Source organism: Streptomyces gottesmaniae (assembly GCF_031845845.1).
GTDB lineage: Bacteria > Actinomycetota > Actinomycetes > Streptomycetales > Streptomycetaceae > Streptomyces > Streptomyces akebiae.
In genome coordinates this window covers 287638-313343 of the sequence record NZ_JAVRFJ010000002.1, presented here as the reverse complement: position 1 = coordinate 313343, position 25706 = coordinate 287638, and the positions used below count along the sequence as shown (strand labels likewise).

The 25706-nt window shown below is 69.9% G+C and carries 23 protein-coding genes, 1 pseudogene and 1 riboswitch; of the genes and pseudogenes, 13 read left to right on the top strand and 11 right to left on the bottom strand.

The window, feature by feature from the left end; genetic code table 11:
• Positions 1-310 precede the first annotated feature (310 nt).
• A complete protein-coding gene (locus RM704_RS03865) occupies positions 311-724 on the top strand; it encodes an ATP-binding protein (protein WP_033525425.1) in 414 nt (137 codons plus the stop codon).
• Complete coding sequence (locus tag RM704_RS03860; protein ID WP_078936951.1) at positions 721-1869, top strand: SigB/SigF/SigG family RNA polymerase sigma factor; 1149 nt, start codon at positions 721-723, stop codon at positions 1867-1869. The genes RM704_RS03865 and RM704_RS03860 overlap by 4 nt, the downstream gene beginning before the upstream one ends.
• Before the next feature lie 272 nt (positions 1870-2141).
• Here the strand turns inward: RM704_RS03860 and RM704_RS03855 are convergent, their stop codons facing one another.
• On the bottom strand, positions 2142-2594 hold the full coding sequence (locus RM704_RS03855) for a hypothetical protein (RefSeq protein WP_033525426.1): 453 nt from the start codon (positions 2592-2594) through the stop codon (positions 2142-2144).
• A 183-nt stretch (positions 2595-2777) separates the two neighbouring features.
• On the opposite strand from RM704_RS03855, the gene RM704_RS03850 reads away from it, so the two are divergent.
• A complete protein-coding gene (locus tag RM704_RS03850) occupies positions 2778-3749 on the top strand; it encodes a diacylglycerol/lipid kinase family protein (protein ID WP_033525427.1) in 972 nt (323 codons plus the stop codon).
• Positions 3750-4068: 319 nt separating this feature from the next.
• Positions 4069-4326 carry a WhiB family transcriptional regulator gene (locus tag RM704_RS03845; protein ID WP_003992873.1) on the top strand — a complete coding sequence of 86 codons (258 nt, stop codon included), beginning with the start codon at positions 4069-4071 and terminating at the stop codon, positions 4324-4326.
• A 194-nt stretch (positions 4327-4520) separates the two neighbouring features.
• Here the strand turns inward: RM704_RS03845 and RM704_RS03840 are convergent, their stop codons facing one another.
• A complete protein-coding gene (locus tag RM704_RS03840) occupies positions 4521-5987 on the bottom strand; it encodes a sensor histidine kinase (protein WP_033525428.1) in 1467 nt (488 codons plus the stop codon).
• A 603-nt stretch (positions 5988-6590) separates the two neighbouring features.
• Between RM704_RS03840 and nagB the strand changes: the two genes are divergently transcribed.
• Complete coding sequence (gene nagB / locus RM704_RS03835; RefSeq protein ID WP_033525429.1) at positions 6591-7376, top strand: glucosamine-6-phosphate deaminase; 786 nt, start codon at positions 6591-6593, stop codon at positions 7374-7376.
• A 131-nt stretch (positions 7377-7507) separates the two neighbouring features.
• On the opposite strand, the gene RM704_RS03830 is transcribed toward nagB, so the two are convergent.
• From RM704_RS03830 to RM704_RS03815, 4 genes are all read right to left on the bottom strand, one after another.
• Positions 7508-9061 carry a glycoside hydrolase family 3 protein gene (locus RM704_RS03830; RefSeq protein ID WP_033525430.1) on the bottom strand — a complete coding sequence of 518 codons (1554 nt, stop codon included), beginning with the start codon at positions 9059-9061 and terminating at the stop codon, positions 7508-7510.
• A 9-nt stretch (positions 9062-9070) separates the two neighbouring features.
• On the bottom strand, positions 9071-9913 hold the full coding sequence (locus RM704_RS03825; RefSeq protein WP_033525431.1) for a carbohydrate ABC transporter permease: 843 nt from the start codon (positions 9911-9913) through the stop codon (positions 9071-9073).
• Positions 9910-10902 (bottom strand): carbohydrate ABC transporter permease, encoded by a 993-nt coding sequence (locus RM704_RS03820; RefSeq protein WP_033525432.1) that lies wholly within the window; start codon positions 10900-10902, stop codon positions 9910-9912. Before RM704_RS03820 ends, RM704_RS03825 begins: the two co-directional genes overlap by 4 nt.
• 244 nt (positions 10903-11146) lie before the next feature.
• On the bottom strand, positions 11147-12427 hold the full coding sequence (locus RM704_RS03815; RefSeq protein WP_033525433.1) for an extracellular solute-binding protein: 1281 nt from the start codon (positions 12425-12427) through the stop codon (positions 11147-11149).
• Positions 12428-12795: 368 nt separating this feature from the next.
• Between RM704_RS03815 and RM704_RS03810 the strand changes: the two genes are divergently transcribed.
• The 7 genes from RM704_RS03810 (at position 12796) to RM704_RS03780 (ending at position 21309) form a co-directional block, all read left to right on the top strand.
• Positions 12796-13560 (top strand): GntR family transcriptional regulator, encoded by a 765-nt coding sequence (locus RM704_RS03810; RefSeq protein ID WP_033525434.1) that lies wholly within the window; start codon positions 12796-12798, stop codon positions 13558-13560.
• 250 nt (positions 13561-13810) lie between these two features.
• Positions 13811-14131: a DUF3311 domain-containing protein gene (locus RM704_RS03805; protein WP_063774449.1), complete on the top strand. Its 321-nt coding sequence runs from the start codon at positions 13811-13813 to the stop codon at positions 14129-14131.
• Complete coding sequence (gene mctP, locus RM704_RS03800; protein ID WP_033525436.1) at positions 14128-15756, top strand: monocarboxylate uptake permease MctP; 1629 nt, start codon at positions 14128-14130, stop codon at positions 15754-15756. The genes RM704_RS03805 and mctP overlap by 4 nt, the downstream gene beginning before the upstream one ends.
• 185 nt (positions 15757-15941) lie before the next feature.
• Positions 15942-16931 (top strand): nucleoside hydrolase, encoded by a 990-nt coding sequence (locus RM704_RS03795; RefSeq protein WP_033525437.1) that lies wholly within the window; start codon positions 15942-15944, stop codon positions 16929-16931.
• 82 nt (positions 16932-17013) lie between these two features.
• Positions 17014-17520, top strand: coding sequence for a GNAT family N-acetyltransferase (locus RM704_RS03790; protein ID WP_033525438.1), 507 nt, complete (start codon positions 17014-17016; stop codon positions 17518-17520).
• Between the two features lie 63 nt (positions 17521-17583).
• Positions 17584-17719, top strand: a riboswitch (cobalamin riboswitch).
• A gap of 123 nt (positions 17720-17842) precedes the next feature.
• Positions 17843-20299 carry a ribonucleoside-diphosphate reductase subunit alpha gene (locus RM704_RS03785; protein ID WP_033525439.1) on the top strand — a complete coding sequence of 819 codons (2457 nt, stop codon included), beginning with the start codon at positions 17843-17845 and terminating at the stop codon, positions 20297-20299.
• Positions 20299-21309 (top strand): ribonucleotide-diphosphate reductase subunit beta, encoded by a 1011-nt coding sequence (locus RM704_RS03780; RefSeq protein WP_192829573.1) that lies wholly within the window; start codon positions 20299-20301, stop codon positions 21307-21309. Before RM704_RS03785 ends, RM704_RS03780 begins: the two co-directional genes overlap by 1 nt.
• A gap of 47 nt (positions 21310-21356) precedes the next feature.
• Here the strand turns inward: RM704_RS03780 and RM704_RS03775 are convergent, their stop codons facing one another.
• Entirely contained in the window at positions 21357-21530 is a 174-nt protein-coding gene (locus tag RM704_RS03775) for a hypothetical protein (protein ID WP_192829574.1), read from the bottom strand.
• A gap of 93 nt (positions 21531-21623) precedes the next feature.
• Here RM704_RS03775 and RM704_RS03770 point away from each other — a divergent pair, with 93 nt between their 5' ends.
• Positions 21624-22586, top strand: coding sequence for a GlxA family transcriptional regulator (locus RM704_RS03770; protein WP_033525442.1), 963 nt, complete (start codon positions 21624-21626; stop codon positions 22584-22586).
• A gap of 17 nt (positions 22587-22603) precedes the next feature.
• Here the strand turns inward: RM704_RS03770 and def are convergent, their stop codons facing one another.
• The 4 genes and pseudogenes from def to RM704_RS03750 all read right to left on the bottom strand — a co-directional run bounded on the left by def (position 22604) and on the right by RM704_RS03750 (position 25686).
• Positions 22604-23254: a peptide deformylase gene (gene def, locus RM704_RS03765; protein WP_033525443.1), complete on the bottom strand. Its 651-nt coding sequence runs from the start codon at positions 23252-23254 to the stop codon at positions 22604-22606.
• A gap of 138 nt (positions 23255-23392) precedes the next feature.
• Positions 23393-24400 (bottom strand): tetratricopeptide repeat protein, encoded by a 1008-nt coding sequence (locus RM704_RS03760; protein WP_033525444.1) that lies wholly within the window; start codon positions 24398-24400, stop codon positions 23393-23395.
• Positions 24401-24527: 127 nt separating this feature from the next.
• Positions 24528-24884: pseudogene (locus RM704_RS03755) on the bottom strand (metal-dependent phosphohydrolase); the annotation flags it as partial.
• 412 nt (positions 24885-25296) lie between these two features.
• Complete coding sequence (locus RM704_RS03750) at positions 25297-25686, bottom strand: roadblock/LC7 domain-containing protein (RefSeq protein WP_033525446.1); 390 nt, start codon at positions 25684-25686, stop codon at positions 25297-25299.
• Positions 25687-25706 lie beyond the last annotated feature (20 nt).

Here is a 25706-nt window from a genome sequence, read left to right as displayed (position 1 = left end):
CGGCCGAGACGACGTACGACGGAACCATGTCACCCCGTGACACGTCGACGTACTCGTGTGACACGGTTCGGCGGTCCGACGCCTGGGTACGTCAATCCGGCGCGCGCTCTTCCTATTTGAGGCCCGCAGACCTCTAGCCACCGAGCGTATTCATAGGCTTACTATGAGTGACAGCATGGGGTGGGGTCCTCAGGACCCCGAGGACACGGCGCTCGGTAGCGCGATAGCGTCACCGCTGAACCACGTAGCGCGTTACCCCGGGGGGCGACCCTCGGCCCCCGAAAAAGCTTGTACCACCTTGGAGGTGAGGGTGTCCCAGATCGCAGGCGAGCCCGGGACCCAGGACTTCGTGGAAGTCCGGCTGCCGGCCGCGGGTGCCTACCTGTCGGTGCTGCGTACGGCGACGGCCGGCCTCGCAGCCCGTTTGGACTTCACCCTCGACGAGATCGAGGATCTGCGCATCGCGGTCGACGAGGCCTGCGCGATCCTGCTGCAGCAGGCCGTGCCCGGCTCGGTGCTCAGCTGTGTCTTCCGTCTGGTCGACGATTCGCTGGAGGTCACGGTCTCGGCCCCCACCACGGACGGCCACGCCCCTTCGCGCGACACCTTCGCCTGGACCGTGCTGTCGGCCCTGGCGGGCAAGGTCTCCTCCGCGGTGGCCGACGACAAAACCGTTTCGATCAGCCTCTACAAACAGCGCGGCGCCGGCCCCGGGCCGGCGTGAGGAACGGGGACGGGCCGGTGCGGGACGAAGAACGCGGCACACGGGAACTGCCCGCGGAGGATGACGGCGGTCCGAGTGGGCCGGCGCATCTGGCGGACGGCGTCGACGGCATCCCCGAGCAGGCCCGGCCGCACCCGGAGGACGAGTCCTCGGCGGCGGCCGGAGCCTCTCGGTGGGCGGAGCCGTCCGACGGCGAGGCATCCTCCGACGGGCAACGGGATCCGGAGGGTGCCCTACGGAGCACCACGTCCTCACGAGGGCGGACTGGGGCCTCCCCCGCTCGACCACAGTCGAGAACTGGGGGAACGGTGACGGCGGGCGGGACTATGAGCGAGCACGAGCGACACGACGAGGCGAGCGCGCAGAGCGTGCGAAGCGCACAGCACGACCCTCATGACCGCAGCGGGGCGCGCGCCCTGTTCGTGGAGCTGCGCGCCCTGCCGGACGGCAGTGCCGAGTACGCGGAGCTACGCAACAGGCTCGTCCGGATGCACCTGCCGCTCGTGGAGCACCTCGCACGTCGGTTCCGCAACCGCGGCGAGCCGCTGGACGACCTGACGCAGGTCGCCACCATCGGCCTGATCAAGTCGGTGGACCGTTTCGACCCGGACCGGGGCGTGGAGTTCTCCACGTACGCGACTCCGACGGTCGTCGGCGAGATCAAGCGGCACTTCCGCGACAAGGGCTGGGCGGTGCGGGTACCGCGCCGGCTGCAGGAGTTGCGGCTCGCGCTGACCACGGCCACGGCCGAGCTGTCGCAGCAGCACGGGCGCTCCCCGACGGTGCACGAGCTGGCCGAGAAGCTGGCCATCTCGGAGGAGGAGGTCCTGGAGGGCCTGGAGTCGGCCAACGCGTACTCCACGCTCTCCCTGGACGTCCCCGACACCGACGACGAGTCCCCGGCCGTCGCGGACACGCTCGGCGCGGAGGACGAGGCGCTCGAGGGCGTCGAGTACCGGGAGTCCCTGAAGCCGCTGCTCGAAGACCTCCCGCCGCGCGAGAAGCGGATCCTGCTGCTGCGGTTCTTCGGCAACATGACCCAGTCGCAGATCGCCCAGGAGGTCGGCATCTCCCAGATGCACGTCTCCCGGCTGCTGGCGAGGACGCTGGCACAACTGCGCGAGAAGCTGCTCGTCGAGGAGTAGCGGGGGCGGAGCCGGGGCGCCGTTCGTGGTGCGAGACAGCTCCAGGAGCCGTCAGCGGCGCCCAGGGCCTTCGGTTTCCGCGGATGCCCGGCCGAGCAGGCCCGCTGCTTCCGCGGATGCCCGGCCGAGCAGGCCTCAGCCTCCGTCCGCCCGGTGATCGGCTGGGCCGCCGGATTCAGCAGCAGTTCGTCGGCCGGCCGGGCCGTCGGCTTCCCCGGCGGTTCGGCTCAGCGGCCGACCAGACCGTCGGCTGACGTGGCCGCCCGGCGACCCTAGGCCTTCGGTTCCCGCGCCCGCCCCGGGCCCTGGATGCCGAGGGCCTGGGTCGTGGCCGGATTGATCAGCAGGACCAGTGCGGCCACCGCGACCACCGCCAGTGCGATGCCCGCCGGGATCGCCACGCTGTCGGCACGCAGCAGGTTGTAGGCCACCGGCAGCGCCATGATCTGGGTGATGATGGCGGGCCCTCGGCTCCAGCTCCGCCGCAGCAGCAGCCCGCGCGCGGCGATCAGCGGCAGCAGGGCCAGCGCGATCAGGGTGATGCCGCCGGTGACGCCGGTGCTCAGGTCGTCCGTGTCACCGGTGACGCCGACGACGAGCATGGCCCCGCCGCCCACCAGCAGGGCCACCCCCTCCAGCGCGGCCAGCGCGGCCGCGGCGGTCAGCCGCCCGGGGCGGGGCTCGGCGTCGGAGGTGTCCGGCGTGGGGGTCTGCTCAGGGCTCACCCCTGAAGGGTAGCCCTCGCCCCGTGACCCGCTCCGCCCCCGAGCTGCCCGAGCCAGTGCTCGGTGTCCGGCACGTATGCCGCGTTCGCGCGCCCCCCACGTGCTCATCGTCACTACCTGATCTCCCCCTTGATCCGCACCTCGGTATGGGCCGGGTACCACCCAGTAGGTACGCTGCAACTCATGCGTGCACTTCTCGTGGTCAATCCGGCGGCAACCACCACAAGCGCACGTACGCGCGATGTGCTGATCCACGCCCTCGCGAGCGAGATGAAGCTGGAGGCGGTGACCACCGAGTACCGGGGTCACGCCCGGGACCTCGCCCGCCAGGCCGCGGAGGGCAAGGGCGACATAGAACTGGTCGTCGCGCTCGGCGGCGACGGCACGGTCAACGAAGTCGTCAACGGTCTGCTGCACCACGGCCCGGACCCCGACCGCCTTCCCCGTCTCGCGGTGGTCCCCGGCGGCTCCACCAATGTCTTCGCCCGCGCCCTGGGCCTGCCCAACGACGCCGTGGAGGCGACCGGCGCCCTGCTCGACGCGCTGCGCGAGAGCCGGGAGCGCACGGTCGGCCTGGGCATGGCCTCGGGCACCCCGGGCACGGAGGACGAGGCAGTGCCGTCCCGCTGGTTCACGTTCTGCGCCGGCCTCGGGTTCGACGCGGGCGTGATCGGCCGGGTCGAGCAACAGCGGGAACGCGGGCGGAAATCCACACACGCCCTTTACCTGCGTCAGGCTTTCCGGCAGTTTCTGGAAGAGCCCCACCGCAGACTCGGCACGATCACTTTGGAGCGGGCCGGCGAGGACCCCATTTCCGATCTTGTGCTGTCCATAGTCTGCAACACGTCCCCCTGGACGTTTCTGGGTAATCGCCCGGTGTACGCGTCACCTAAGGCCTCGTTCGATAAAGGTCTCGACGTGCTCGGTCTCAGCCGCATGTCGACGCCCGCGCTCGCCCGATATGGCACACAGTTGCTCACTTCGTCCCCCGAGCGCGGACCCCAGGGCAAGCACGCCACCACCCTGCACGACCTGACCGACTTCACCTTGCATTCGAAGGCCCCCCTCCCCCTGCAGATGGACGGCGACCACCTCGGACTGCGTACGAGCGTGACGTTCACAGGCGTACGCCGTGCACTGCGTGTGATTGTGTGAGCGGAACGGGCAAAAGTCCTTCCACTCGAACGTTTAGGCCAGGATCCACCCCATGGAAGTACGGCTGTGACACAGTCGACACCGAGGAATCAAAAAAAACTTTCCGGAAGGGGTTGTATCCGCCGCTGAGGTTTGCGAGTCTCTACGTGGCGCTCGGGACAGCCCGCAACACCGGCTCAAGCAAGCGCCAGAACCCCTCCTCAATCCACAGGACCACACCAGTCCGTCTGGTGATCGGCCCTTCACTTGTTGAGGGATTCGTGAAAGCGTTCACATTCACAAGCTAACGTGCATGTAATACCAAGGAGAGGTAGCAGCCATGGACTGGCGTCACAACGCCGTTTGCCGCGAGGAAGACCCCGAGCTCTTCTTCCCCATCGGCAACACCGGTCCTGCGCTGCTGCAGATCGAGGAAGCCAAGGCTGTCTGCCGTCGCTGCCCGGTTATCGAGCAGTGTCTGCAGTGGGCGCTTGAGTCCGGCCAGGACTCCGGCGTCTGGGGTGGTCTCAGCGAGGACGAGCGCCGCGCCATGAAGCGCCGCGCCGCCCGCAACCGGGCCCGTCAGGCATCCGCCTGACATCCCACCCAGCAATAGCCTGAGCTTGGCGGCGCGCACAGCGAGTGCGCTTCTCCCGCCCCCGAGCCGCAGCGCGCAGTGCCCCCGGTGCGCTTAACCAGCCACGAGCCCGAGCCCCGGACCACACAATGGTCCGGGGCTCGGTGCTGTTTCCGGCACGACGCCCCACGGTGCTGGGTTCCGCCGTACGCGCGCTACTTCTGGGCACGCACCGGGATGTCCAGGATCACCTGAGTGCCCCGCTCCGGCGCCGGGACCATGTCGAAGGTGCCGCCCAACTCCCCCTCCACCAGCGTCCGTACGATCTGCAGGCCGAGGTTGCCCGAGCGGTGTGGATCGAAGCCCTCGGGGAGGCCGACGCCGTCGTCCTGGACGGTGACGAGCAGCCGGGTCTCCTTGGAGCTGCCGCCGCGGACGGCCGAGACCTCGACCGTGCCGGTGTCGCCCTCACGGAAACCGTGTTCGAGGGCGTTCTGCAGGATCTCGGTGAGGACCATGGACAGCGGGGTGGCGACCTCCGCGTCCAGGATGCCGAACCGTCCGGTGCGCCGGCCGACGACCTTGCCCGGTGAGATCTCGGCGACCATCGCGAGCACCCGGTCGGCGATCTCGTCGAACTCCACCCGCTCGTCCAGATTCTGGGACAGCGTCTCATGCACGATCGCGATCGACCCGACCCGCCGTACGGCCTCTTCGAGGGCCTCCCGGCCGCGCTCGGAATCGATACGCCGGGCCTGGAGGCGCAACAGGGCGGCCACGGTCTGGAGGTTGTTCTTCACCCGGTGGTGGATCTCCCGGATGGTCGCGTCCTTGGTGATCAACTCGCGCTCGCGTCGCCGCAGTTCGGTCACGTCCCGCAGCAGCACCAGCGAACCGATGCGTGGCCCCTTGGGCTTGAGGGGGATCGCACGGAACTGGATCACCCCGTCACTGGACTCGATCTCGAACTCGCGCGGCGCCCACCCGCTCGCCACCTTGGCGAGCGCCTCGTCCACCGGGCCTCGGGAGGGGGCGAGTTCGGCGGTGGTACGGCCGAGGTGGCAGCCCACCAGGTCGGCGGCGAGGCCGAGACGGTGATAGGCGGAGAGGGCGTTCGGGGAGGCGTACTGGACGATGCCGTCGGCGTCGAGCCTGATCAGCCCGTCGCCGACGCGTGGTGAGGCGTCCATGTCGACCTGCTGGTCGGGGAACGGGAACGCGCCCGCGGCGATCATCTGGGCCAGGTCGGACGCGCTCTGGAGATACGTCAGCTCCAGGCGGCTCGGGGTGCGCACGGTCAGCAGATTGGTGTTGCGCGCGATGACGCCGAGGACGCGCCCCTCCCTGCGCACCGGGATGGACTCGACCCGTACGGGCACCTCCTCGCGCCACTCCGGGTCGCCCTCGCGGACGATCCGGCCCTCGTCGTGCGCGGCGTCGAGCAGGGGGCGGCGGCCGCGCGGGACCAGATGGCCGACCATGTCGTCCTGGTACGAGGTGGGGCCGGTGTTGGGGCGCATCTGGGCCACGGAGACATAACGGGTGCCGTCGCGCGTGGGAACCCAGAGGACCAGGTCGGCGAAGGAGAGGTCGGACAGCAGTTGCCACTCCGACACCAGCAGATGCAGCCACTCCAGGTCGGAGTCGCTGAGGGCGGTGTGCTGGCGGACGAGTTCGTTCATGGAGGGCACGTGTGCGAGCGTACCTGGCGGTACGAACATGACCGGAAACCGCCGTTGATATGGCCGGTACGGGCCCGGGAAGCACCCGCGGGCCGCGGCGCCTGAGAGGGACCCTCAACCCTCCCGGCACCGCAGCCCGGAGCAACATCGGCCGTGGGGTGTGCGGTCCCAGTCGGCCGAAGGATGAGGACCCGGAGCAGTCAGGGCAGAGAGCGCCGGTTCCTCGATTCCGCCTTCCTGTGCGGGGAAGACGGAGGCTTGTCGTCGCGTGCGATCCCGGCGGCGGGCCGCTGATCGATCACATGCTCTACCACGCATTGTTGACTAGACCACTGCGCGTGTCCATGCGTTGGCGGATGTTTGTTGTTGTTCCCTTGCCCGGCCTCCAGCGGCCGGCCCACCCGCAGAGTAGCCCGCTTCGGCCCGGGGCGGGCCGGAACACCGGCACCGGTCCGCCCCGGCGGGCGGCGGGCGGGCCGATCGCCCCCTGTGGAGAAGGGGCCACCCCTGCTAGATTGGTCTACACCACATGGAAGGTGCTTGGCCCCGCAGGTTCCGGTCGAGTCCTCTTGAGTCCTTACTTTCCAGATCGGCAGGCCCAGCGTGGAAGTTGTCATCGTTCCGGATGCCAAGGCGGGTGGCGAGCTCATAGCCGAGGCGATGGCGGAGTTGCTCCGACGGAAGCCCGAGGCGCTGCTCGGGGTGGCCACGGGATCGACCCCGCTGCCCATCTACGAGGCGCTGGCGCGGAAGGTGCGCTCGGGTGCCGTGGATGTCTCACGGGCACGGATCGCCCAGCTCGACGAGTACGTGGGGCTGCCGGCCGAGCATCCCGAGTCGTACCGCTCGGTGCTGCGACGGGAGGTGCTGGAGCCGCTCGGGCTCGGGATGGACGCCTTCATGGGACCCGACGGCACCGCCGAGGACGTGGCGGGGGCGAGCGAGGCGTACGACAGGGCGCTGGCCGAGGCGGGCGGTGTGGATCTGCAGGTGCTCGGTATCGGCACCGACGGGCACATCGGGTTCAACGAACCGTGCTCGTCGCTCGCCTCCCGGACCCGGATCAAGACCCTCACCGAGCAGACCCGGATCGACAACGCGCGGTTCTTCGACGGCGACATCGACCAGGTGCCGCACCACGTCATCACCCAGGGCATCGGCACGATCCTGGAGGCCCGGCATCTGGTGCTGCTCGCCACGGGCGAGGGCAAGGCGGACGCCGTCGCGGCGACCGTGGAGGGGCCGGTGGCGGCGGTGTGCCCCGCGTCGGCGCTGCAGCTCCACCGCCACGCGACCGTCGTGGTGGACGAGGGCGCCGCGTCGAAGCTGAAGCTGGCGGACTACTTCCGGCACACGTACGAAAACAAGCCCGACTGGCAGGGGATCTGAAGCCGCAGGTGGGTGCGCGAAAAGGCGCCACGGCCCGGTGAGGAGGGCCGTGGCGCCTGTGTGCTGTGGGGCGGGGTGCGGGCCGCCTCACGGGTCGTCGAGGGGCCGGGGGCCGGGGGTGCCCGCCGTACCTAGCGCCCGCCCGCGATGATCTCCGCGGCCGCTCTGCCGCAGACCCTTGCCGCGCCGTGGGTGGCGATGTGGAGGGCGGCCCGGGGCGGGGACTGGGGGATGCCCATCTCGACGACGACGGTGTCGGGGCGGGTGGTCAGGAGGACGTCCAGGGCGGCGGTCATCCAGGGATGACGGTGTTCGTCGCGGACGACGGCGACGATACGACGGGTGCCCGCGACCGCCAGGGCAGAGGCTCCGGCGCTGTCGCCGGCGAAGGTGCCCGTCTCGGTGCCGGGGAGGAGGCGGGCCAGTTCCGCGCCGACGCCCCAGGGGGTCTCGTCTCCCACGGCGATGTTCGCCACCGGGGTGAAGGCCGCTACGTACACGGGTTGGGTGGGCGGGTCGTAGGGCGCCGCGAAGGTCGCGGTCAGGGCGCGGCGGGCGGCCACGAGACCGATGTCCGCGCCGGCGCCGCCGGTCTGCCCGCGGAGCTCCTGCGACGTGCGGTCGACGCCGTCCGCTCCCCCGGCGGCCGATCGCGTCCACCGGGCCAGTGCCCGGACCCGGTGCGCCGCGTCCGCCAGGCGTTCCTCGGGGAGCTCGCCGGTGCGGACGGCGGTGACGAGGGCGTCGCGAAGACGGCGGACGGTCTCGTCGTCGGCGAGGCCGCCGCCGACACAGATGGCGTCGGCGCCGGCGGCGAGGGCGAGGACGCTGCCGTGTTCGATGCCGTAGGTGCCTGCGATGGCCTGCATCTCCATGCCGTCGGTGACGATGAGGCCGTCGTAGCCCAGTTCGTCGCGGAGGAGGCCGGTGAGGATGGAGCGGGACAACGTTGCCGGAAGGTCGGCGTCCAGGGCCGGGACCAGGATGTGGGCGCTCATCATCGCGCGCGACCCGGCGGCGATGGCGGCCCGGAACGGGGCCAGGTCCCGGGTGTCCACGAGTGAGCGGTCCGCGTCGATGCGAGGGAGGGAGTGGTGGGAGTCGACGGCGGTGTCGCCGTGGCCCGGGAAGTGTTTGGTGCAGGCGGCGACGCCCGCGGCCTGCAGGCCGGTGACGTAGGCGGCCGTGTGGCGGGCGACCAGCTCAGGATCGGCGCCGAAGGAGCGGACCCCGATGACGGGGTTGGACGGGTTGGCGTTCACGTCGGCCGACGGGGCCCAGTTGAGGTTGACGCCGCACTCGGCCAGGCGGCGGCCCAGGGCGGACGCGACCTGCCTGGTGAGGTCCACGTCGTCGACCGCGCCCAGGGCGTGGTTGCCCGGGAAGGAGGAGCCGGTGCGGACCTCCAGGCGGGTGACGTCGCCGCCCTCCTCGTCGATCGCGACCAGGACGTCCTCGTGCTCGGCGCGCAGCTGGGCGGTGAGGGCGGCGAGTTGTCCGGGCGAGACGATGTTGCGGCCGAAGAGACCGACGGAGGCGAGTCCCTCGCCGAGGCGGCGCAGCAGCCAGTCGGGGGCGGTGGTGCCGGTGAAGCCGGGCTGGAGGACCGTCAGGGCGTCCCGGGTGAGCCCGTCCTGTCCGGACGGGGAACCGGGCGAGCCGGTGGCGAATGTCGTCGGTGACATCAGGGTTGGTTATCCCTTCACGGCGCCCGCGGTGAGCCCCGCGGCCATCTTGCGCTGGACGAGGAGGAAGAGGACGACGATCGGCACGGCCATCATGGTGGAGCCGGCCATCATCGGGGCGTATTCGGTGCCGTGCTTGGTGGTGAAGTTGCCGAGCCAGACGGTCGCGGTCTGGTTCTGCTGACTCATCAGCATCAGGGCGTAGAGGTACTCGTTCCACGCCTGGATGAAGGCGTAGACCGAGGTCGCCACCATGCCCGGCGCCAGCAGCGGGAACACGACGCGGATGAAGGCGGTGGTGCGGGAGCAGCCGTCGACCATGGCCGCCTCCTCCAGTTCGCGCGGGATGTTGACGATGAAGCCGCGCAGCGTCCACACGGTGAACGGGAGGATGAAGGTCAGATAGGTGATGATCAGGCCGGTCAGACGGTCGTACTGGCCGAGGTCGTTCAGGAGCAGGAAGACCGGGATGATCATGGCGACCAGTGGGACCATCTGCACGGCCAGGATGCCGACGATGACGACCTTCCGGCCGCGGAAGGCGAAGCGGGAGATGGCCAGGGCGGCCAGCATGCCGACGACGATGCCGATCACGACGACCGTGAGGGAGACGACGAGGCTGCGGCCGACCGGACCCCAGAAGTCGGCGATGTCCAGCGCGCGGCCGAAGTTGGCGAAGGTGAGGGAGGTCGGCAGCAGGCTGGGGTCGGGGTCGATCGCGTCCTTGGCCGGTTTGAACGCCGTGTTGAGCATCCAGTAGACGGGGAAGCCCGCGGTCACGAAGACGAACAGGCCGAGGAGGTTCCAGCCGAGCTTGGACCTCCGGGGGCCGGAGACGGTGGCGGTACTCATTCGACCTCTCCGATCTTCAGCATCTGGCGCATGTAGACGCCGATCACGCCGAGCAGCAACAGCACGGTCAGCAGGGCGATCGCCGAGCCCTGCGCGTAGTCGTTGACCACGAACGCCTTGTCGTACGAGTAGGTCGTGAGCAGCTGGAACTCGGCCTCCGGGTGGCCGTTGCGCATCACGAAGACCTGGGGGAAGACGCCCATGTCCCAGATGACGGAGAGGGTCGTGAGCATCACGATGATGGGCTTGAGGATGGGGAGGGTGACGTAGCGGAAGACGCCCCAGGCACCGGCTCCGTCGAGGCGGGCGGCTTCCTCCAACTCCTTGGGGACCTGGGTGAGGCCGGCGCTGAGGGTGATGACGACGAACGGCACCGCGCCCCAGACGACCAGGAGCGTGATGACGGCCAGGCCCTCGGGTCCGCTGGCGAACCAGTTGTGGCCGATCATGTCGACGCCCGGGAGCTTGCTGAGCAGCGCGTTGAAGATGCCGTAGTCGGAGTCGAAGAGCCACTTGAAGACGGTCGTGGCCACGATGATCGGCATGCCCCAGCTCGCCACGAGCGCGATGTTGATGAGCGTCTTCACCCAGCCGGAGACCCGCTGGAGGAGCAGGGCGATCGCCATGCCGATGACCATCGTGAAGACCACGCAGGCGGCGGCGAAGACGACGGTTCGGACGACGACCGCCCAGAACTCGCTGTCGCCCAGCACCTCGGCGAAGTTGTCGAAGCCGACCGACTCCGCCGGCTTGAACCCCCACAGCTGGGACTGGCCGAACTCCTGGAAGGACAGGGTGGCGAGACGGACGAGTGGGTAGCCGAGGACGACGGCGAGAATCAGCAGGCAGGGGGCCAGGAGGGCCCAAGGGACAGCGGCCCCACCAGCCCGACGTCTGGTCGGACTGCCGGTGACCACCGGTGGAGTCGGCGGCGGCGCCGGCCGTGCGGGCGGCACCTTCGCGGGGGCAGTCGTGTCTGCGGCACTCATCGCGCGCTCCTAAGCAGATGAAGGAGGGGCCGGCAGCGAGCACCCCGAAGGGGCGCGGGGAACTGCGCGACCAGCCACGACGCACGGGCAGCGAGCCAACCACCCGTCGCGGCACTGTCTGGTGTCACCCACCGGCCCGCGTCACGCACCGGTCCGTGTCAGGCGCCGGCCTGTGTCACGCACCGGCCTGTGACGCTCCCGGTCGGGCCCGGCGTCGTCCGCCGGACCCGACCACGGGTCGCCGTCACTCGGTGTTGATGACCTTGTCGATCGCCGCGTCCGCTTCCTTCGCGGCGTCCTCGACCGACTGCTTGCCCGTGCCGATGGACTGCAGCATCTTCTGGAGGATCTGCGCCTTCTCGACCTGGCCCCAGCCCGGTGCCATCGGCACGAACCAGTTGGACTCGGCCGCGGTGGCCGGGACCGCCGTCGCCGGGTCGTCCTTCAGCGTGGCGAGGTCGGTCTTGTTGTTGGGCAGGTTGCCCTTCTCCATCAGACCCTTCTGCCCGGCGGGCCCGGTGAAGGCGTTGATCCACTCGGCGGCGACGGTCTGCGCGTCGGACTTCACCGGGACGGCGAGGTCGCTGCCGCCGAGGAAGACGGGCAGGTTCTCGCCGGACGGGCCGGGCATCACGAAGTTCTCGACGTTGCCCTCGAGCTTGCCGGTCTTGTCGTTCTCCTTGGCCGCGGCGGTCGCACCCTCCCAGGCGGGGGCGAAGATCATGCCGGACTTGCCCTGGCCGTAGACGATGTACCGGTCGGACTCGTCCTTGGTCTTGTCGCCGTGCATGTAGGTGTCGACGACGTTCTCGAACTCTTCGAGGCCCTTGAGGGACTCCGGGGAGGAGAGGCTGGCCTTCCACTTGCCACCGGACTCGACGGCTATGGAGCCGCCTGCGTCGTAGACGAAGGACATGGCCGCGTACCAGTCACGGGTGGGCTGGTACCAGGCGCTGAACTTGTCGCCCTGCTTCTTCTGGACCTTGTCGAGGGCGGCGGTGAGCTCGTCGTACGTCTTCGGCGGGGACTTGACGCCCGCGGCGGCGAAGACGTCCTTGCGCCAGTTCGCGACGCGGCCACCGGCGTAGTACGGGACGCCGTAGGTCTTTCCCTCGTAGGTGACGGAGGCCTTGAGGCCGTCCAGCCAGGCGTCGGAGTTGTCGAACTTCGCCTGGTCGAGAGGGGCGAAGGCGCCCTTGACCATGTAGGCGAGCATCTCCGTGTTGCCCATCTCGACCACGTCGGGGGCCTTGTCGGTGGCGAGGACGGCGTCGAGCTTGGCGTTCTTGTCGGGCCAGCCGTAGTACTCGTGCGTGATCTTGATGCCGGGGTGCTTCTTCTCGATCGCCGTGTCGGCGGCCTTGACCAGTTCCGGCCAGTTGTTCTGCGCGTCGACCGTGAGCCAGACCGTCAGCTCCTTGGTGTCCGCCCCCGTGTCCGAACTCTTGTCCTCGCCGCCCCCGCACGCCGCGATGGAGACCATCATGCCCGCGACACAAATCGCGGTCGTCAGCTTCCTCTTCACGCCACCCTCCTCAGGGATGCCATTGCTCAGGGATGCCACAAACCCCCCTGCTCCCCGCGGTGACAGACGTACCGCCCATGGGGCCAGGACCTGGACCAATGGTGTAGACCAGTACGCCGGAGCTTGGCTCAGACCATTCACCGTGTCAAGGGTGCTCGAACCCCCTCCCACCAGCCGTTATGCGACCTACATATGCAGGAACCTTTATGTAATAAGCCAGCGAAAACCGCGCGACTGAGCCACACTCTTCGGGTAGACCACTGCGCCCTCCTCAGGTGGACCAGCGGAGACCTCTCCGTGGACTAGACCAGCGAGGCCTGCGAAGGTATACAGAGGGATCACGCCACGAGGAGCCGGGAAGGCGGAGCATGAGCACCGACGTCAGCAGTGCGGAGAACGAGAACGGGGCGACCGTCCGTACCGCACGCGTGCCCAAGTACTACCGGCTGAAGAAGCACCTGCTCGACATGACCGAGACGCTTCCGCCCGGCACCCCGGTACCGCCCGAGCGCACCCTCGCGGCCGAGTTCGACACCTCACGCACGACGGTGCGTCAGGCGCTGCAGGAGCTGGTGGTCGAGGGGCGGCTGGAGCGCATCCAGGGCAAGGGCACGTTCGTGGCCAAGCCGAAGGTCTCCCAGGCGCTGCAACTCACCTCGTACACCGAGGACATGCGCGCCCAGGGCCTCGAACCCACGTCGCAGCTGCTGGACATCGGCTACATCACCGCCGACGACACGCTCGCGGGACAGCTCGACATCACCGCCGGCGGCCGGGTGCTGCGCATCGAGCGGCTGCGCATGGCGAACGGCGAACCGATGGCGATCGAGACGACCCATCTGAGCGCCAAGCGTTTCCCGGCCCTGCGCCGGTCGCTGGTGAAGTACACGTCCCTCTACACCGCGCTCGCCGAGGTGTACGACGTCCGGCTCGCCGAGGCCGAGGAGACCATCGAGACCTCGCTGGCCACCCCGCGCGAGGCCGGCCTGCTGGGCACGGACGTGGGCCTGCCGATGCTGATGCTCTCGCGGCACTCGCTGGACAAGGACGGTCAGCCGGTGGAGTGGGTGCGGTCCGTGTACCGGGGCGACCGGTACAAGTTCGTGGCCCGGCTCAAGCGGCCGCAGGACTGAACCGCCCGGATCCTCCGGACCGACGAGTCGGCGCGCGGCCGCTGTGCCGGGCATCCGCGCGCACGCCCCCGAAGCGGACCTCCGGCAGGCATCCCGCTGCTGTCGAACCATGGGCTTGAACACAGAACCTCCGCATCCGATATCCGGACAGGGGGTTCCGTGCGAAGGAAGCCGTCCCTTACATTTCCTGCGCGTTGAGCAGGTGATCAGCGGTGACCAATGGTGATCAGCGAGGGGACGGAACCGGGACATGTCAGAAGCGTCCGAAGTGAGACCACCGGCCCCGGAAGCGGGACCACCGACGGTGACACCTGTCAGGGTGGTCATCGCCCTGTGCCTGCTCGCACCGTTCGCCGCGATGCTCTGGGTCGGCTCGTACGCCAAGACGGACCCGGCGTTCATCGGCATCCCCTTCTTCTACTGGTACCAGATGGCCTGGGTGCTCATCTCCACCGCGCTCACCGCCACCGCGTACGTCCTGTGGCAGCGTGACCAGCGCGCCCGGAAAGACGGCAGGTCTCAGCAGCCTCAGCAGCCGGAGCAGTCCCAGGACGGGGGTGTCGAGAAGTGAAGGACGGCGTGAACGGCGTGGCACTCGCCGTCTTCATCTTCTTCTTCCTGGCCGTCACGGTCATGGGCTTCCTGGCCGCGCGCTGGCGCAAGGCCGAGAACGAGCACAGCCTCGACGAATGGGGCCTGGGCGGCCGGTCGTTCGGCACCTGGGTCACCTGGTTCCTGCTGGGCGGCGACCTCTACACCGCGTACACCTTCGTCGCCGTGCCGGCGGCGATCTACGCGGCGGGCGCGGCCGGTTTCTTCGCGGTGCCCTACACGATCCTGATCTACCCGCTGATCTTCACGTTCCTGCCCCGTCTGTGGTCGGTCTCCCACAAGCACGGCTATGTGACGACCTCTGACTTCGTCCGCGGCCGCTTCGGCTCGAAGGGCCTGTCGCTGGCGGTCGCGCTGACCGGCATCCTCGCGACGATGCCGTACATCGCCCTCCAACTCGTCGGCATCCAGGCCGTCCTGGACGTGATGGGCGTCGGCGGCGGCGAGGACACCAACTGGTTCATCAAGGACCTGCCGCTGCTGATCGCGTTCGGTGTCCTGGCGGCCTACACCTACTCCTCCGGCCTCCGGGCCCCCGCACTGATCGCGTTCGTCAAGGACACCCTGATCTACATCGTCATCGCGGTGGCGATCATCTACATCCCGATCAAGCTCGGCGGCTTCGACGACATCTTCGCCAAGGCGGGCGAGGCCTACAGCCAGACCAACCCGGCGACCGACAAGCCACGCGGCGCGCTGGTCCCGGGCGACGCCAACCAGTGGACCTACGCGACGCTCGCCCTCGGCTCGGCGCTGGCGCTCTTCATGTACCCGCACTCGATCACGGCGACGCTGTCGTCGAAGAGTCGTGAGGTCATCCGCCGCAACACCACGATCCTGCCGCTGTACTCGCTCATGCTGGGCCTGCTGGCCCTGCTCGGCTTCATGGCGATCGCGGCCGGGATCCAGGTGCAGAACGGGCAGCTGGCGATCCCGCAGTTGTTCGAGACGATGTTCCCCGACTGGTTCGCGGGCGTGGCCTTCGCCGCCATCGGCATCGGCGCCCTGGTGCCCGCGGCGATCATGTCCATCGCGGCGGCGAACCTCTTCACCCGCAACATCTACAAGGACTTCATCAAGCCGGACGCCACGCCCGCACAGGAGACCAAGGTCTCCAAGCTGGTGTCCCTGCTGGTGAAGGTCGGCGCGCTGGCCTTCGTCCTCACCATGGACAAGACGGTCGCCATCAACTTCCAGCTCCTGGGCGGCATCTGGATCCTCCAGACCTTCCCGGCCCTCGTCGGCGGCCTCTTCACCCGCTGGTTCCACCGCTGGGCCCTCATCGCCGGCTGGGCGGTCGGCATGCTGTACGGGACGATCGCCGCGTACGGCGTGGCCTCCCCGACCCAGAAGCACTTCGGCGGCTCGTCCGCCGAGATCCCCGGCATCGGCGAGATCGGCTACATCGGTCTGACGGCCTTCGTCCTCAACGTCGTGGTCACGGTGGTCCTCACCTTCGTCCTGCGGGCCGCCAAGGCTCCCGACGGCATCGACGAGACCAGGCCGCAGGACTACACGGCGGACGCCGGCGACCCGGGCGTCCAGGTGGAACTCCCTCCGGCGACGGCGGGAACCAGCCACTAGGCGGGCGCGGGTCCAGGGGGCTGGCGGCCTGAAAAAGCAGGGGCGCAGCCCCGCTTTTTCAGGGGCGCGGGGAACTGCGCGACCAGCCCCCACCGGACTCGCGGACAGGGGTCGAAGGGGCGCAGCCCCTGGTGGAAGGGACCGGGTAGGGGCGGCGGGGGCGCGCACCCGGCTACGCTGCAACGGTGACCGCTCGCCCCCCGATCGTCCTGGACAGCGACCCCGGCATCGACGACGCCGTAGCCCTCCAGTACCTGCTCGGCACCGACCTGTGGGACCTCAAGGCGTACACCTCGACCGGCGGCAACCTCCCCGCCGAAGCCACGTACACCAACGCCCGCGCCCTCGCCCGGGCCCTGCGCATCGACGCCCACGTCCCGGTCCACAGAGGCGCCGGCCGCCCCCTCTCCCGCCTCCCCTACCGCGAGGCATCCGCCTTCCACGGCCCCGCGGGCCTCGGCGACGAGACCCTCCCCGACTCGACGGCCCCCCACCCGACGGAGTCGTCCGCCCAGGCCCTGCTGCGCCTGTCGAGGGAGTACGAGGGCGAGCTGACGGTCTGCGCCACCGGCCCCCTCACCAACGTGGCGATCGCCCTGCTGGAGGACCCGCACTTCGCCCACCGCGTCCGCAAGTTCGTGTTCATGGGCGGCGCCGCGCAGGTCCCGGGCAACTTCACCCCGGTCGCCGAGTTCAACATCTGGGCCGACCCGGACGCCGCCGAGATCGTGCTGTCCTCCGGCATCCCGTTCACCATGGTCGACCTCGACGCCTCGCACCGCTGGCTGTTCCGCCCCGACGACCTGGCCGCGCTGGAGGCCGCGGGGCCCGGCACGGCCCTCGCCGCCCGGCTGATGCGCACCTACATGGCCGCCTACACCCGCCACGGCGGGGACGGCACCTGCCCGCTGCACGATCCGCTGGCCGTCGGCGTCTGCGGCGACGAGGCGTTCGTCGAGGCCGCCGACGGGGCCGTCGTCGTGGAGTGCGCGAGCGAACTCACACGTGGCCAGACCGTGTTCGTGCCGGCCGCCGCCCGGCGCGTCTACTACTCCGAGTCCCCCGCCCTGACCGCCCGTCTGCAGGCCACCGGCCGCGTCGCGCTGGGACCGGGCACCCGCGACTTCAGCGCGGACTTCGTGACGACGCTGCCCAGGTGGCCGGCGACACCCTGACGCGATCTGATTGTCCGACCATCGGCGGCGCCTGTGGAAAACCGCCGCCGTGCGAAGCCGCCCCTCGTGCACACTGCGACGCATGGACATCACGATCAGGCCGGTGGCTCCCGAGGAGTACGCCACGCTCGGCGAGATCACCGCACAGGCCTACCTCCGCGACGGGCTGCTGGACTTCGGAGAGAGCGACCAGTACCTCGACGAGCTGCGGGACGTGGCGAAGCGGGCCGCCCGGGCCGACGTGCTCGTGGCGGTCGCGGAGGGACAGGTGCTGGGCGGAGTGACCTTCGTCCCCGCGGGCGGGCCCATGGCCGACATCGCCCGCGAGGGAGAAGCCGAGATACGGATGCTCGCGGTCTCCCCGAAGGCCCGCGGACGAGGTGTCGGTGAGGCACTCGTACGGGCCTGCCTGGAGCGCGCCCGCACCGTGGAGGGCTGTACGCGTGTCGTCCTGTCGACCCAGCGGAGCATGCACGCGGCCCATCGCATCTACGGACGCCTGGGCTTCACTCGCACACCTGAGCGCGACTGGAACCCCCTCCCCGACGTTCTGGACCTCACGCTGCTCACCTACGAGTTGACACTCTGACACCCTGCGAAGCCGATGGCGACACAACATGTGGGGGTGACACCGCGCCCCGGCACTAGATGTATGCTCATGCTCGCTGTCGCCGCAGGGGAATCCGGTGTGAATCCGGAACTGTCCCGCAACGGTGTACTCGCGTGCATACGTCGTCAAATGTGCACGCCTGTTCAGTCCGAACACCTGCCGACAGTGCGCCCGGCCGTCCGGTCCGGGTGCCCTGACGTCCGGGCCTCGTGGAATGGGCCGGTGGACGCGACGCCCCCGTGCGCTCGTGTGCTGCCGCCTGCCTTCCGCAGGGCCCCAGCCGAGCGAGGGAGAGCCCCACGTGACCATCGCGCCAGCCGATCCGGTGTCAGCCGACCCGGCCGCAGCCAGGTCGGTTCCAGCAGACCCGACGACGGAGACCGACGGTCCTGGTACCGCGTTGCTGCGGACCCTGACCGAGCTGACCGCCGACCTCCCCGACGCCGATCCCGGCCGGGTCGCCGCCGCCGCGCTGCGCGGCCGGTCGGTGCGTGTGTCCTCCGCCGAGATGGTCGCGGAGCTGCGTGAGCTGGCCACGGAGGCGGCCGCGGGCCTCATCTCCGAGGATCCCGCCTACTCGAAGCTGGCCGCCCGGCTGCTGGCCGTCGGCATCCGTGCCGAGGCGGCCTCGCAGGGTGTCACCACGTTCACCGAGTCCATCGCCGTGGGCCACCGGGAGGGACTCGTCGCCGACCGCACGGCCCAGTTCACCCGCACCCACGCCGAGCGCCTCGACGCCCTGATCGACCCGGCCGGGGACGACCGCTTCGGCTACTTCGGCCTGCGCACCCTGCACAGCCGCTATCTGCTCCGGCACCCCCTCACCCGCAAGGTCGTCGAGACGCCCCAGCACTTCATGCTGCGGGTCGCCGCCGGCCTCGCCGAGGACACGGGTGCCGACGCGGAGGCGGGCATCCGTGCCCTCGACGAAGTCGCCGCGCTCTATGGGCTCATGAGCCGCCTCGACTACCTCCCCTCCTCCCCCACGCTCTTCAACTCCGGTACGCGACACCCCCAGATGTCGTCCTGCTACCTCCTCGACTCCCCGCTGGACGAGCTGGACTCCATCTACGACCGCTACCACCAGGTGGCCCGCCTCTCGAAGCACGCCGGCGGCATCGGCCTGTCGTACTCCCGCATCCGCTCGCGCGGTTCGCTGATCCGGGGCACCAACGGGCACTCCAACGGCATCGTGCCGTTCCTGAAGACGCTGGACGCCTCGGTCGCCGCCGTGAACCAGGGCGGCCGGCGCAAGGGCGCGGCCGCGGTCTACCTGGAGACCTGGCACTCCGACATCGAGGAGTTCCTGGAGCTTCGCGACAACACCGGCGAGGACGCCCGGCGTACGCACAACCTGAACCTGGCGCACTGGATCCCGGACGAGTTCATGCGCCGGGTGAACGCGGACGAGCAGTGGTCGCTGTTCTCCCCCGCCGACGTACCCGAGCTGGTCGACCTGTGGGGCGAGGAGTTCGAGGCCGCGTACCGCAAGGCGGAGGCGGACGGCCTGGCGAAGAAGACCATCGCGGCCCGTGACCTGTACGGCCGGATGATGCGCACCCTCGCGCAGACCGGCAACGGCTGGATGACCTTCAAGGACGCCGCCAACCGCACGGCGAACCAGACGGCCGAGCCGGGCCACGTCGTCCACTCCTCCAACCTCTGCACGGAGATCCTGGAGGTCACCGACGACGGGGAGACGGCGGTCTGCAACCTGGGCTCGGTGAACCTGGGCGCGTTCGTCGACCGGGCGACGGGCGACATGGACTGGGAGCGGCTGGACGCGACCGTCCGCACCGCCGTCACCTTCCTCGACCGCGTGGTCGACATCAACTTCTACCCGACCGAGCAGGCGGGCCGCTCCAACGCCAGGTGGCGTCCGGTCGGACTCGGCGCGATGGGCCTCCAGGACGTCTTCTTCCAGCTGCGTCTGCCCTTCGACTCCCCGGCGGCGAAGGCCCTGTCCACGCGGATCGCCGAGCGCGTCATGCTCGCCGCGTACGAGGCCTCCGCCGACCTCGCCGAGCGGGCCGGCCCGCTTCCGGCCTGGGAGAAGACCCGTACGGCGCGCGGTGTGCTGCACCCCGACCACTACGGTGTCGAGCCCACCTGGCCGGAGCGCTGGTCCGCCCTGCGCGAGCGCGTCGCGACGACGGGCCTGCGCAACTCCCTGCTCCTCGCCATCGCGCCGACGGCCACCATCGCCTCGATCGCCGGTGTGTACGAGTGCATCGAGCCCCAGGTGTCCAACCTGTTCAAGCGCGAGACGCTGTCCGGCGAGTTCCTCCAGGTCAACTCGTATCTGGTGAAGGACCTGAAGGAGCTGGGCGTCTGGGACGCCCGCACCCGTGAGGCGCTGCGCGAATCCAACGGCTCGGTGCAGGACTTCGCGTGGATCCCGGCCGACGTACGGGCGCTGTACCGCACGGCCTGGGAGATCCCGCAGCGCGGTCTGATCGACATGGCCGCCGCCCGCACGCCGTATCTGGACCAGTCCCAGTCGCTCAACCTGTTCCTGGAGACGCCGACGATCGGCAAGCTCTCCTCGATGTACGCGTACGCGTGGAAGTCGGGCCTGAAGACCACGTACTACCTGCGCTCTCGCCCGGCGACCCGCATCGCCCGCGCGGCACAGGGCCAGGGCCAGGCGCAGACCCCGGCCCGGCCCGAGAACACCATCCCCGTCCAGCAGCCGGCCGACCCGGATGCCGTCGCCTGCTCCCTTGAGAACCCCGAGTCCTGCGAGGCCTGCCAGTAATGCCCAGCAACCAGAATCTCCTCGACCCCGGCTTCGAGCTCACGCTCCGCCCGATGCGCTACCCGGACTTCTACGAGCGCTACCGGGACGCGATCAAGAACACCTGGACCGTCGAGGAGGTCGACCTCCACTCGGACGTCTCCGACCTCGCGAAGCTCTCCCCGGCCGAGCAGCACCTGATCGGCCGCCTGGTCGCGTTCTTCGCGACGGGCGACTCGATCGTGGCGAACAACCTCGTACTGACCCTCTACAAGCACATCAACTCCCCGGAGGCTCGGCTCTATCTGAGCCGCCAGCTCTTCGAGGAGGCCGTGCACGTCCAGTTCTATCTGACGCTCCTGGACACCTACCTCCCCGACCCGGAGGACCGGACCGCGGCCTTCGCGGCCGTGGAGAACATCCCCTCCATCCGGGAGAAGGCGGAGTTCTGCTTCCGGTGGATGGACTCGGTCGAGAAGCTGGACCGCCTGGAGTCCCAGGCGGACCGCCGCCGCTTCCTGCTCAACCTGATCTGCTTCGCGGCCTGCATCGAGGGCCTGTTCTTCTACGGCGCCTTCGCGTACGTCTACTGGTTCCGCAGCCGGGGTCTGCTGCACGGCCTGGCCACCGGCACCAACTGGGTCTTCCGCGACGAGACGATGCACATGTCCTTCGCCTTCGAGGTGGTGGACACCGTCCGCAAGGAGGAGCCGGAGCTCTTCGACGACGCATTGCAGCAGCAGGTCACGGACATGCTGAGGGAGGCCGTCGAGGCCGAGCTGCAGTTCGGGCGCGACCTGTGCGGTGACGGTCTCCCGGGGATGAACACGGAGTCGATGCGGCAGTACCTGGAGTGCGTGGCCGACCAGCGCCTCACACGTCTCGGCTTCGCCCCGGTGTACGGCTCGGAGAACCCCTTCTCCTTCATGGAGTTGCAGGGCGTCCAGGAGCTGACCAACTTCTTCGAGCGACGTCCGTCCGCGTACCAGGTCGCGGTGGAGGGCACCGTCGACCTGGACGAGGACTTCTAGTTCGGCGGCCTTGGCCGAACGGGCGGGGAGCCGTGGTCTTCACGCGATCAGGCGGGGCGGGCGACGCGGTGCGACGCCCGCCGCTCCTCCGCCGCCCGTTCGAGCTGCCGGTCGACGCGCCGGTCGTGCACGGCGCCGATGACCGCGGGCAGCACCACCAGGGCGAGGAGTCCGAGGACGGCCAGTGTTCCGATGAGTCCTTGCAGCTGTGTCGTATCCATGGACACCACTGTCGCGCCGAACGCTCCTGACAAACAGTGGCAGGACTGCCGCGCCCCCTCGAATTACTGCCACTTCCGAGGCACACTGGCAGCATGCTGAAGAACGTGGCCGCGATCCTCATGGACGGCGTGCACCCCTTCGAACTGGGAGTCGTCTGCGAGGTGTTCGGCCTCGACCGCAGCGACGAGGGCCTGCCGGTGTACGACTTCGCGGTCGCGTCGGCGGAGGGCCCGACCCTGCGGACGCACGCGGGCTTCACCGTCTCCACGCAGCACGGCCTGGACCGGCTCGAAGAGGCCGACCTGGTGGTCGTACCGGCGGGCGAAAGCTATGTGCACCGGATCTACCCGGCCGAGCTGCTGGACGCGCTGCGCCGGGCCACGGACCGGGGCGCCCGGGTGCTGAGCGTGTGCTCGGGCGTCTTCGTGCTGGGCGCGGCCGGACTGCTGGACGGCCGGTCGTGCACGGTCCACTGGCGGCACGCCGAGGAGCTGTCCCGGCAGTACCCGCGCGCGGTGGTCGAGCCGGACGTGCTGTACGTCGACGCGGACCCGGTGATCACCTCGGCGGGCACGGCGGCCGGTATCGACGCCTGTCTGCACATCGTCCGCAAGGAGCAGGGGCCGGAGGTGGCGAACAAGATCGCCCGGCGGATGGTGGTGCCTCCGCACCGCGACGGCGGCCAGGCCCAGTACATCGAGCGGCCGCTGCCGCGCTCGCAGTGCGACACGGTCGGCGAGGTGCTCGTGTGGATGGAGCGGCACCTCGACGAGGAGGTCACCGTCGAGCAGCTCGCCGCCCGCGCGCACATGTCCCCGCGCACGTTCGCGCGCCGCTTCCAGCAGGAGACCGGAACCACCCCGTACCGCTGGATCCTGCGCCAACGGGTCCTGCTGGCCCAGCGGTTGCTGGAGGCGACGGACGAGACGGTGGACGCCATCGCCTGGCGCACCGGATTCGGCACCGCCGCCGCCCTGCGTCATCAGTTCGTCCGGTCGCTGGGTACGACCCCGCAGGCCTACCGCCGGACGTTCCGGGGCCCGGAGGCCGCCTGAGGCGCCGCCGATCCGGCTCAGTCGTTGGCGACCACGGGGTAGCGGGGCTCGTTCTCGGCCATCTGCCGCAGGGCGTCCTTGCGCTCGCGCTTGGAGAGCCGGTCGATGTAGAGGTAGCCGTACAGGTGGTCGGTCTCGTGCTGAAGGCAGCGCGCGAAGTAGCCGGTGCCGCGCACCTTGATCGGGTTGCCCTTCTCGTCCTGCCCGGTGACCTCGGCGTAGTCGGGGCGGGCGAGCGGCATGTACGCCGTCGGCACGGACAGGCAGCCCTCGTTGCTGTCGTCCAACCGGCGCTTCTCGGCGGGCAGTTCGACCAGCTTCGGGTTGCAGATGACACCGGTGTGGCGCTTGCCCTCGTCGTCCGGGCAGTCGTAGACGAACACCTTCAGATCGACGCCGACCTGGTTCGCGGCCAGGCCCACGCCCTCCGCCGTGCGCTGGCTGGCGAACATGTCGTCCACCAGCTTGGCCAGCTCGTCGCCGAACTCCGTGACGTCCTTGCACTCCTTGTGCAGCACCGGGTTCCCGACCACGGTGATCGGCAACGACGTGCCACGCTCGCGGTACGCCTGCTCGCGCTCCTCGCAGTCCTCCGTGTCGATGACGAAACCCTCGTCATCGACGGGGAGCACGCCCACGTGCTGCTGATCGGTGTCCTGCTGGGCCATGACAGACGTACGCCTTCCTCAAAACAACAAGCGGTGAAGTTGCTGATACAGGGTACGGGGATCGCGCCCCGCGAGGGGCGCGGGATACCGCGCGAGCAACCCGACGAACCCGCGACCGGCATCGAACGGCCCGCCCCTCTAGCAGACCTCTTCCAGATCCCGCCAATCCCGGGAATCCGGACTGTCGGCCACCCACCCGTCCAGCAGCCCCCGGACCAGCGACGCAGGCGCGGCCACCCCGCACTCCCGCTCCGGCGCCCACAACTGCCCGTCCGTCACGTGCCCCAGCGGCCCGGGATGCCCCGGTTCACTGTGATCGTGCGGGTCGAGATGCTCGCCGTCGCCCTCGTCGGACGGCATCCGCGACTCCGAGCACAGCCGGCACAGCAACCGCACCGACGACGACCAGTCCTCCGCCGCGAACCCCGCGTCCGCCGCGAGCCGCTCCAGCGCGTCCCGGTCCGCCTCGGTCGCGGCCTCCAGCAGCACCACCCACGTGGGCACGGGAGACGGCGCCCACAACTCGATCTCGTCGAACACCGGATACGCGTGCCCCGCGACCGTGGTCCGCTCTCCGTGCGGCACCCCGTCGTGCAGGACGACCTCGCCCCAGCGCCGCCCGGAGGACGGCAACGGGATGGAGAGCACCTCGATCCGGGCGGGGTCGAGCCGCCGCCCCCACACCACCTCGGCCTCGCCCTCGGGCGAGAGCCGTACGGCCGCGCTGCCGAGGTCCATGCCCACCGGCTCCCCGGTGTCGCCGGGGCCGCTTCCGGGCTTAGGCCGGGACGCGCCTCCGGGCACCCGCAGCCCGTACGCCTGCCAGGCCCGGCGGGCCAGCGGCCAGTCCTGCAGGGCCGTGGCGGCGATGCCCACGTTCCACCAGTCGGGCGCGCCGGTCTCCCGGTCGAGCAGTGCGACGGCCCGTAGGCCGGCCGCTCTCGCCTGTTCCCAGTCGTGCCGGAACTTGTGCAGCAGGGCGAGGTTGAACCAGGACTCGGACAGCCACGGCTCCAGGTCCGCGGCACGTGTCAGAAGCGCCCCCGCGTCCTCGTACCGACCGTCGCCGATCAGCGTGAACGCACGATCGGTGGCCTGCCGCCAAGAGGCGGAGGGCCGATGCCGTCCCTTGCCGAAGATCCTCACGATTCCCGCCTGCCAGTTACGGTTCCCGCCTGCCAGTTCCGTCGGAGTGGGCTGGCCGTCGCCCCCGGTACACCCTCTCCCTCGCATCCAACCACGACCGGATGGAGGGCCGCTCATTACCCATGGGTTACCCCACCGCGGGCAAGGTCAGACAGTCTCTCGACAGTACCCGCGCGAGCGACTCCACCACCTCCGGGTGATGGTCCCGAGCCGTGCCCAGCCGCAGTTCCTCCAACGCCCTGAGCGGCCCTTCGGGCCCTGCTTCCCGGCCCTTCTCCTCGTATGCGTTCACATCGCGCACGATTCTCGCGCCGACCGGCTGCCCACGGTACGGATCCGCCTGCCGCTCCACCACCACGGCGACCTCGGCGCCCACTCCGGTCCGCCGTACGACGACGCCGCCCAGCAGGGCGATCCGGCGCTGCTCGGCCGCGGGGAGCCCGGCGGTGGCCCCGCCTGGGACGGGGTCGACGAGGCTCAGCCGGCATCGTCGAGACCGTGCCAGAGGGTGTGACCGAGGGCCAGGAGAGCAAGGGCCCGGTGAGGCAGCGGAGGCCGACCAGTGGACTCACGACACTCGCCGCCCACCACCACGGGACGTGGCTGCCCGGTAGGGGCGCGAGGCAGACCAGGTCCCGAAAGGACGACACAGGCGACGTACCAAACGTGCCCACGTGCCCACGTGCCCACGTGCCGGCACCGTCCTCATGGCACCCCTCCCGAGTGCAGGCGCCGGAGCCTGGGACGGGGCGCGGCGGGAGGGCACGGCTAGGGGTGACTCCATCGAGCTACGACGGCCGGCACGGCAGCCGACGCGACGGCCGGATTAACTCCTTCGGGTGATGTGACGCTCCTGCGTCGACCGCCCGGTCGACGCACCGCCGAGCCTCTTCCGCTCAGTGCGCCACATCCGCGGCGAGCACCTTGTTGAGCTGTTCCACGGTCGCCGGGGACTCACGTTGGAAGGCGGCGAGGTCCAGGCCGTCGTCGCCCATGACGGTCAGCAGGGTGCGCTCGCCCACGGCGACGACGATGACGTGCCCCGCGCCGCACCGGACGACGACCTCGCGGAGGGCCCCGGCGCCGGACTGATCGGCCATACGACGGCTGACACCGAGGGTGGCGGCGGCGAGGGCGGCGACGGACTCGGGGTGGACCTTGTCGACGTCGGCGACGACGAGGAGCCCGTCCACGGTGGACAGGACGCTCTCGGCGACGCCCATCACCCGGTCACGCAGCGAGGCCAGGATGCCGATCAGCGATTCGGTCGATGCGTCTGCGGTCATGGGCACGCGCTCCTTGGTCC

What these genes read in the sequence shown, in the direction of transcription:
- RM704_RS03850 (WP_033525427.1), top strand. Translation starts at nt 2,778, where the DNA reads ATGCGTGCACTTCTCGTGGTCAATCCGGCGGCAACCACCACAAGCGCA.
- RM704_RS03845 (WP_003992873.1), top strand. Translation starts at nt 4,069, where the DNA reads ATGGACTGGCGTCACAACGCCGTTTGCCGCGAGGAAGACCCCGAGCTC.
- RM704_RS03840 (WP_033525428.1), bottom strand. Translation starts at nt 5,987, where the DNA reads ATGAACGAACTCGTCCGCCAGCACACCGCCCTCAGCGACTCCGACCTG.
- RM704_RS03830 (WP_033525430.1), bottom strand. Translation starts at nt 9,061, where the DNA reads ATGTCACCGACGACATTCGCCACCGGCTCGCCCGGTTCCCCGTCCGGA.
- RM704_RS03825 (WP_033525431.1), bottom strand. Translation starts at nt 9,913, where the DNA reads ATGAGTACCGCCACCGTCTCCGGCCCCCGGAGGTCCAAGCTCGGCTGG.
- RM704_RS03820 (WP_033525432.1), bottom strand. Translation starts at nt 10,902, where the DNA reads ATGAGTGCCGCAGACACGACTGCCCCCGCGAAGGTGCCGCCCGCACGG.
- RM704_RS03810 (WP_033525434.1), top strand. Translation starts at nt 12,796, where the DNA reads ATGAGCACCGACGTCAGCAGTGCGGAGAACGAGAACGGGGCGACCGTC.
- RM704_RS03805 (WP_063774449.1), top strand. Translation starts at nt 13,811, where the DNA reads ATGTCAGAAGCGTCCGAAGTGAGACCACCGGCCCCGGAAGCGGGACCA.
- RM704_RS03790 (WP_033525438.1), top strand. Translation starts at nt 17,014, where the DNA reads ATGGACATCACGATCAGGCCGGTGGCTCCCGAGGAGTACGCCACGCTC.
- RM704_RS03780 (WP_192829573.1), top strand. Translation starts at nt 20,299, where the DNA reads ATGCCCAGCAACCAGAATCTCCTCGACCCCGGCTTCGAGCTCACGCTC.
- RM704_RS03775 (WP_192829574.1), bottom strand. Translation starts at nt 21,530, where the DNA reads ATGGATACGACACAGCTGCAAGGACTCATCGGAACACTGGCCGTCCTC.
- RM704_RS03770 (WP_033525442.1), top strand. Translation starts at nt 21,624, where the DNA reads ATGCTGAAGAACGTGGCCGCGATCCTCATGGACGGCGTGCACCCCTTC.
- def (WP_033525443.1), bottom strand. Translation starts at nt 23,254, where the DNA reads ATGGCCCAGCAGGACACCGATCAGCAGCACGTGGGCGTGCTCCCCGTC.
- RM704_RS03750 (WP_033525446.1), bottom strand. Translation starts at nt 25,686, where the DNA reads ATGACCGCAGACGCATCGACCGAATCGCTGATCGGCATCCTGGCCTCG.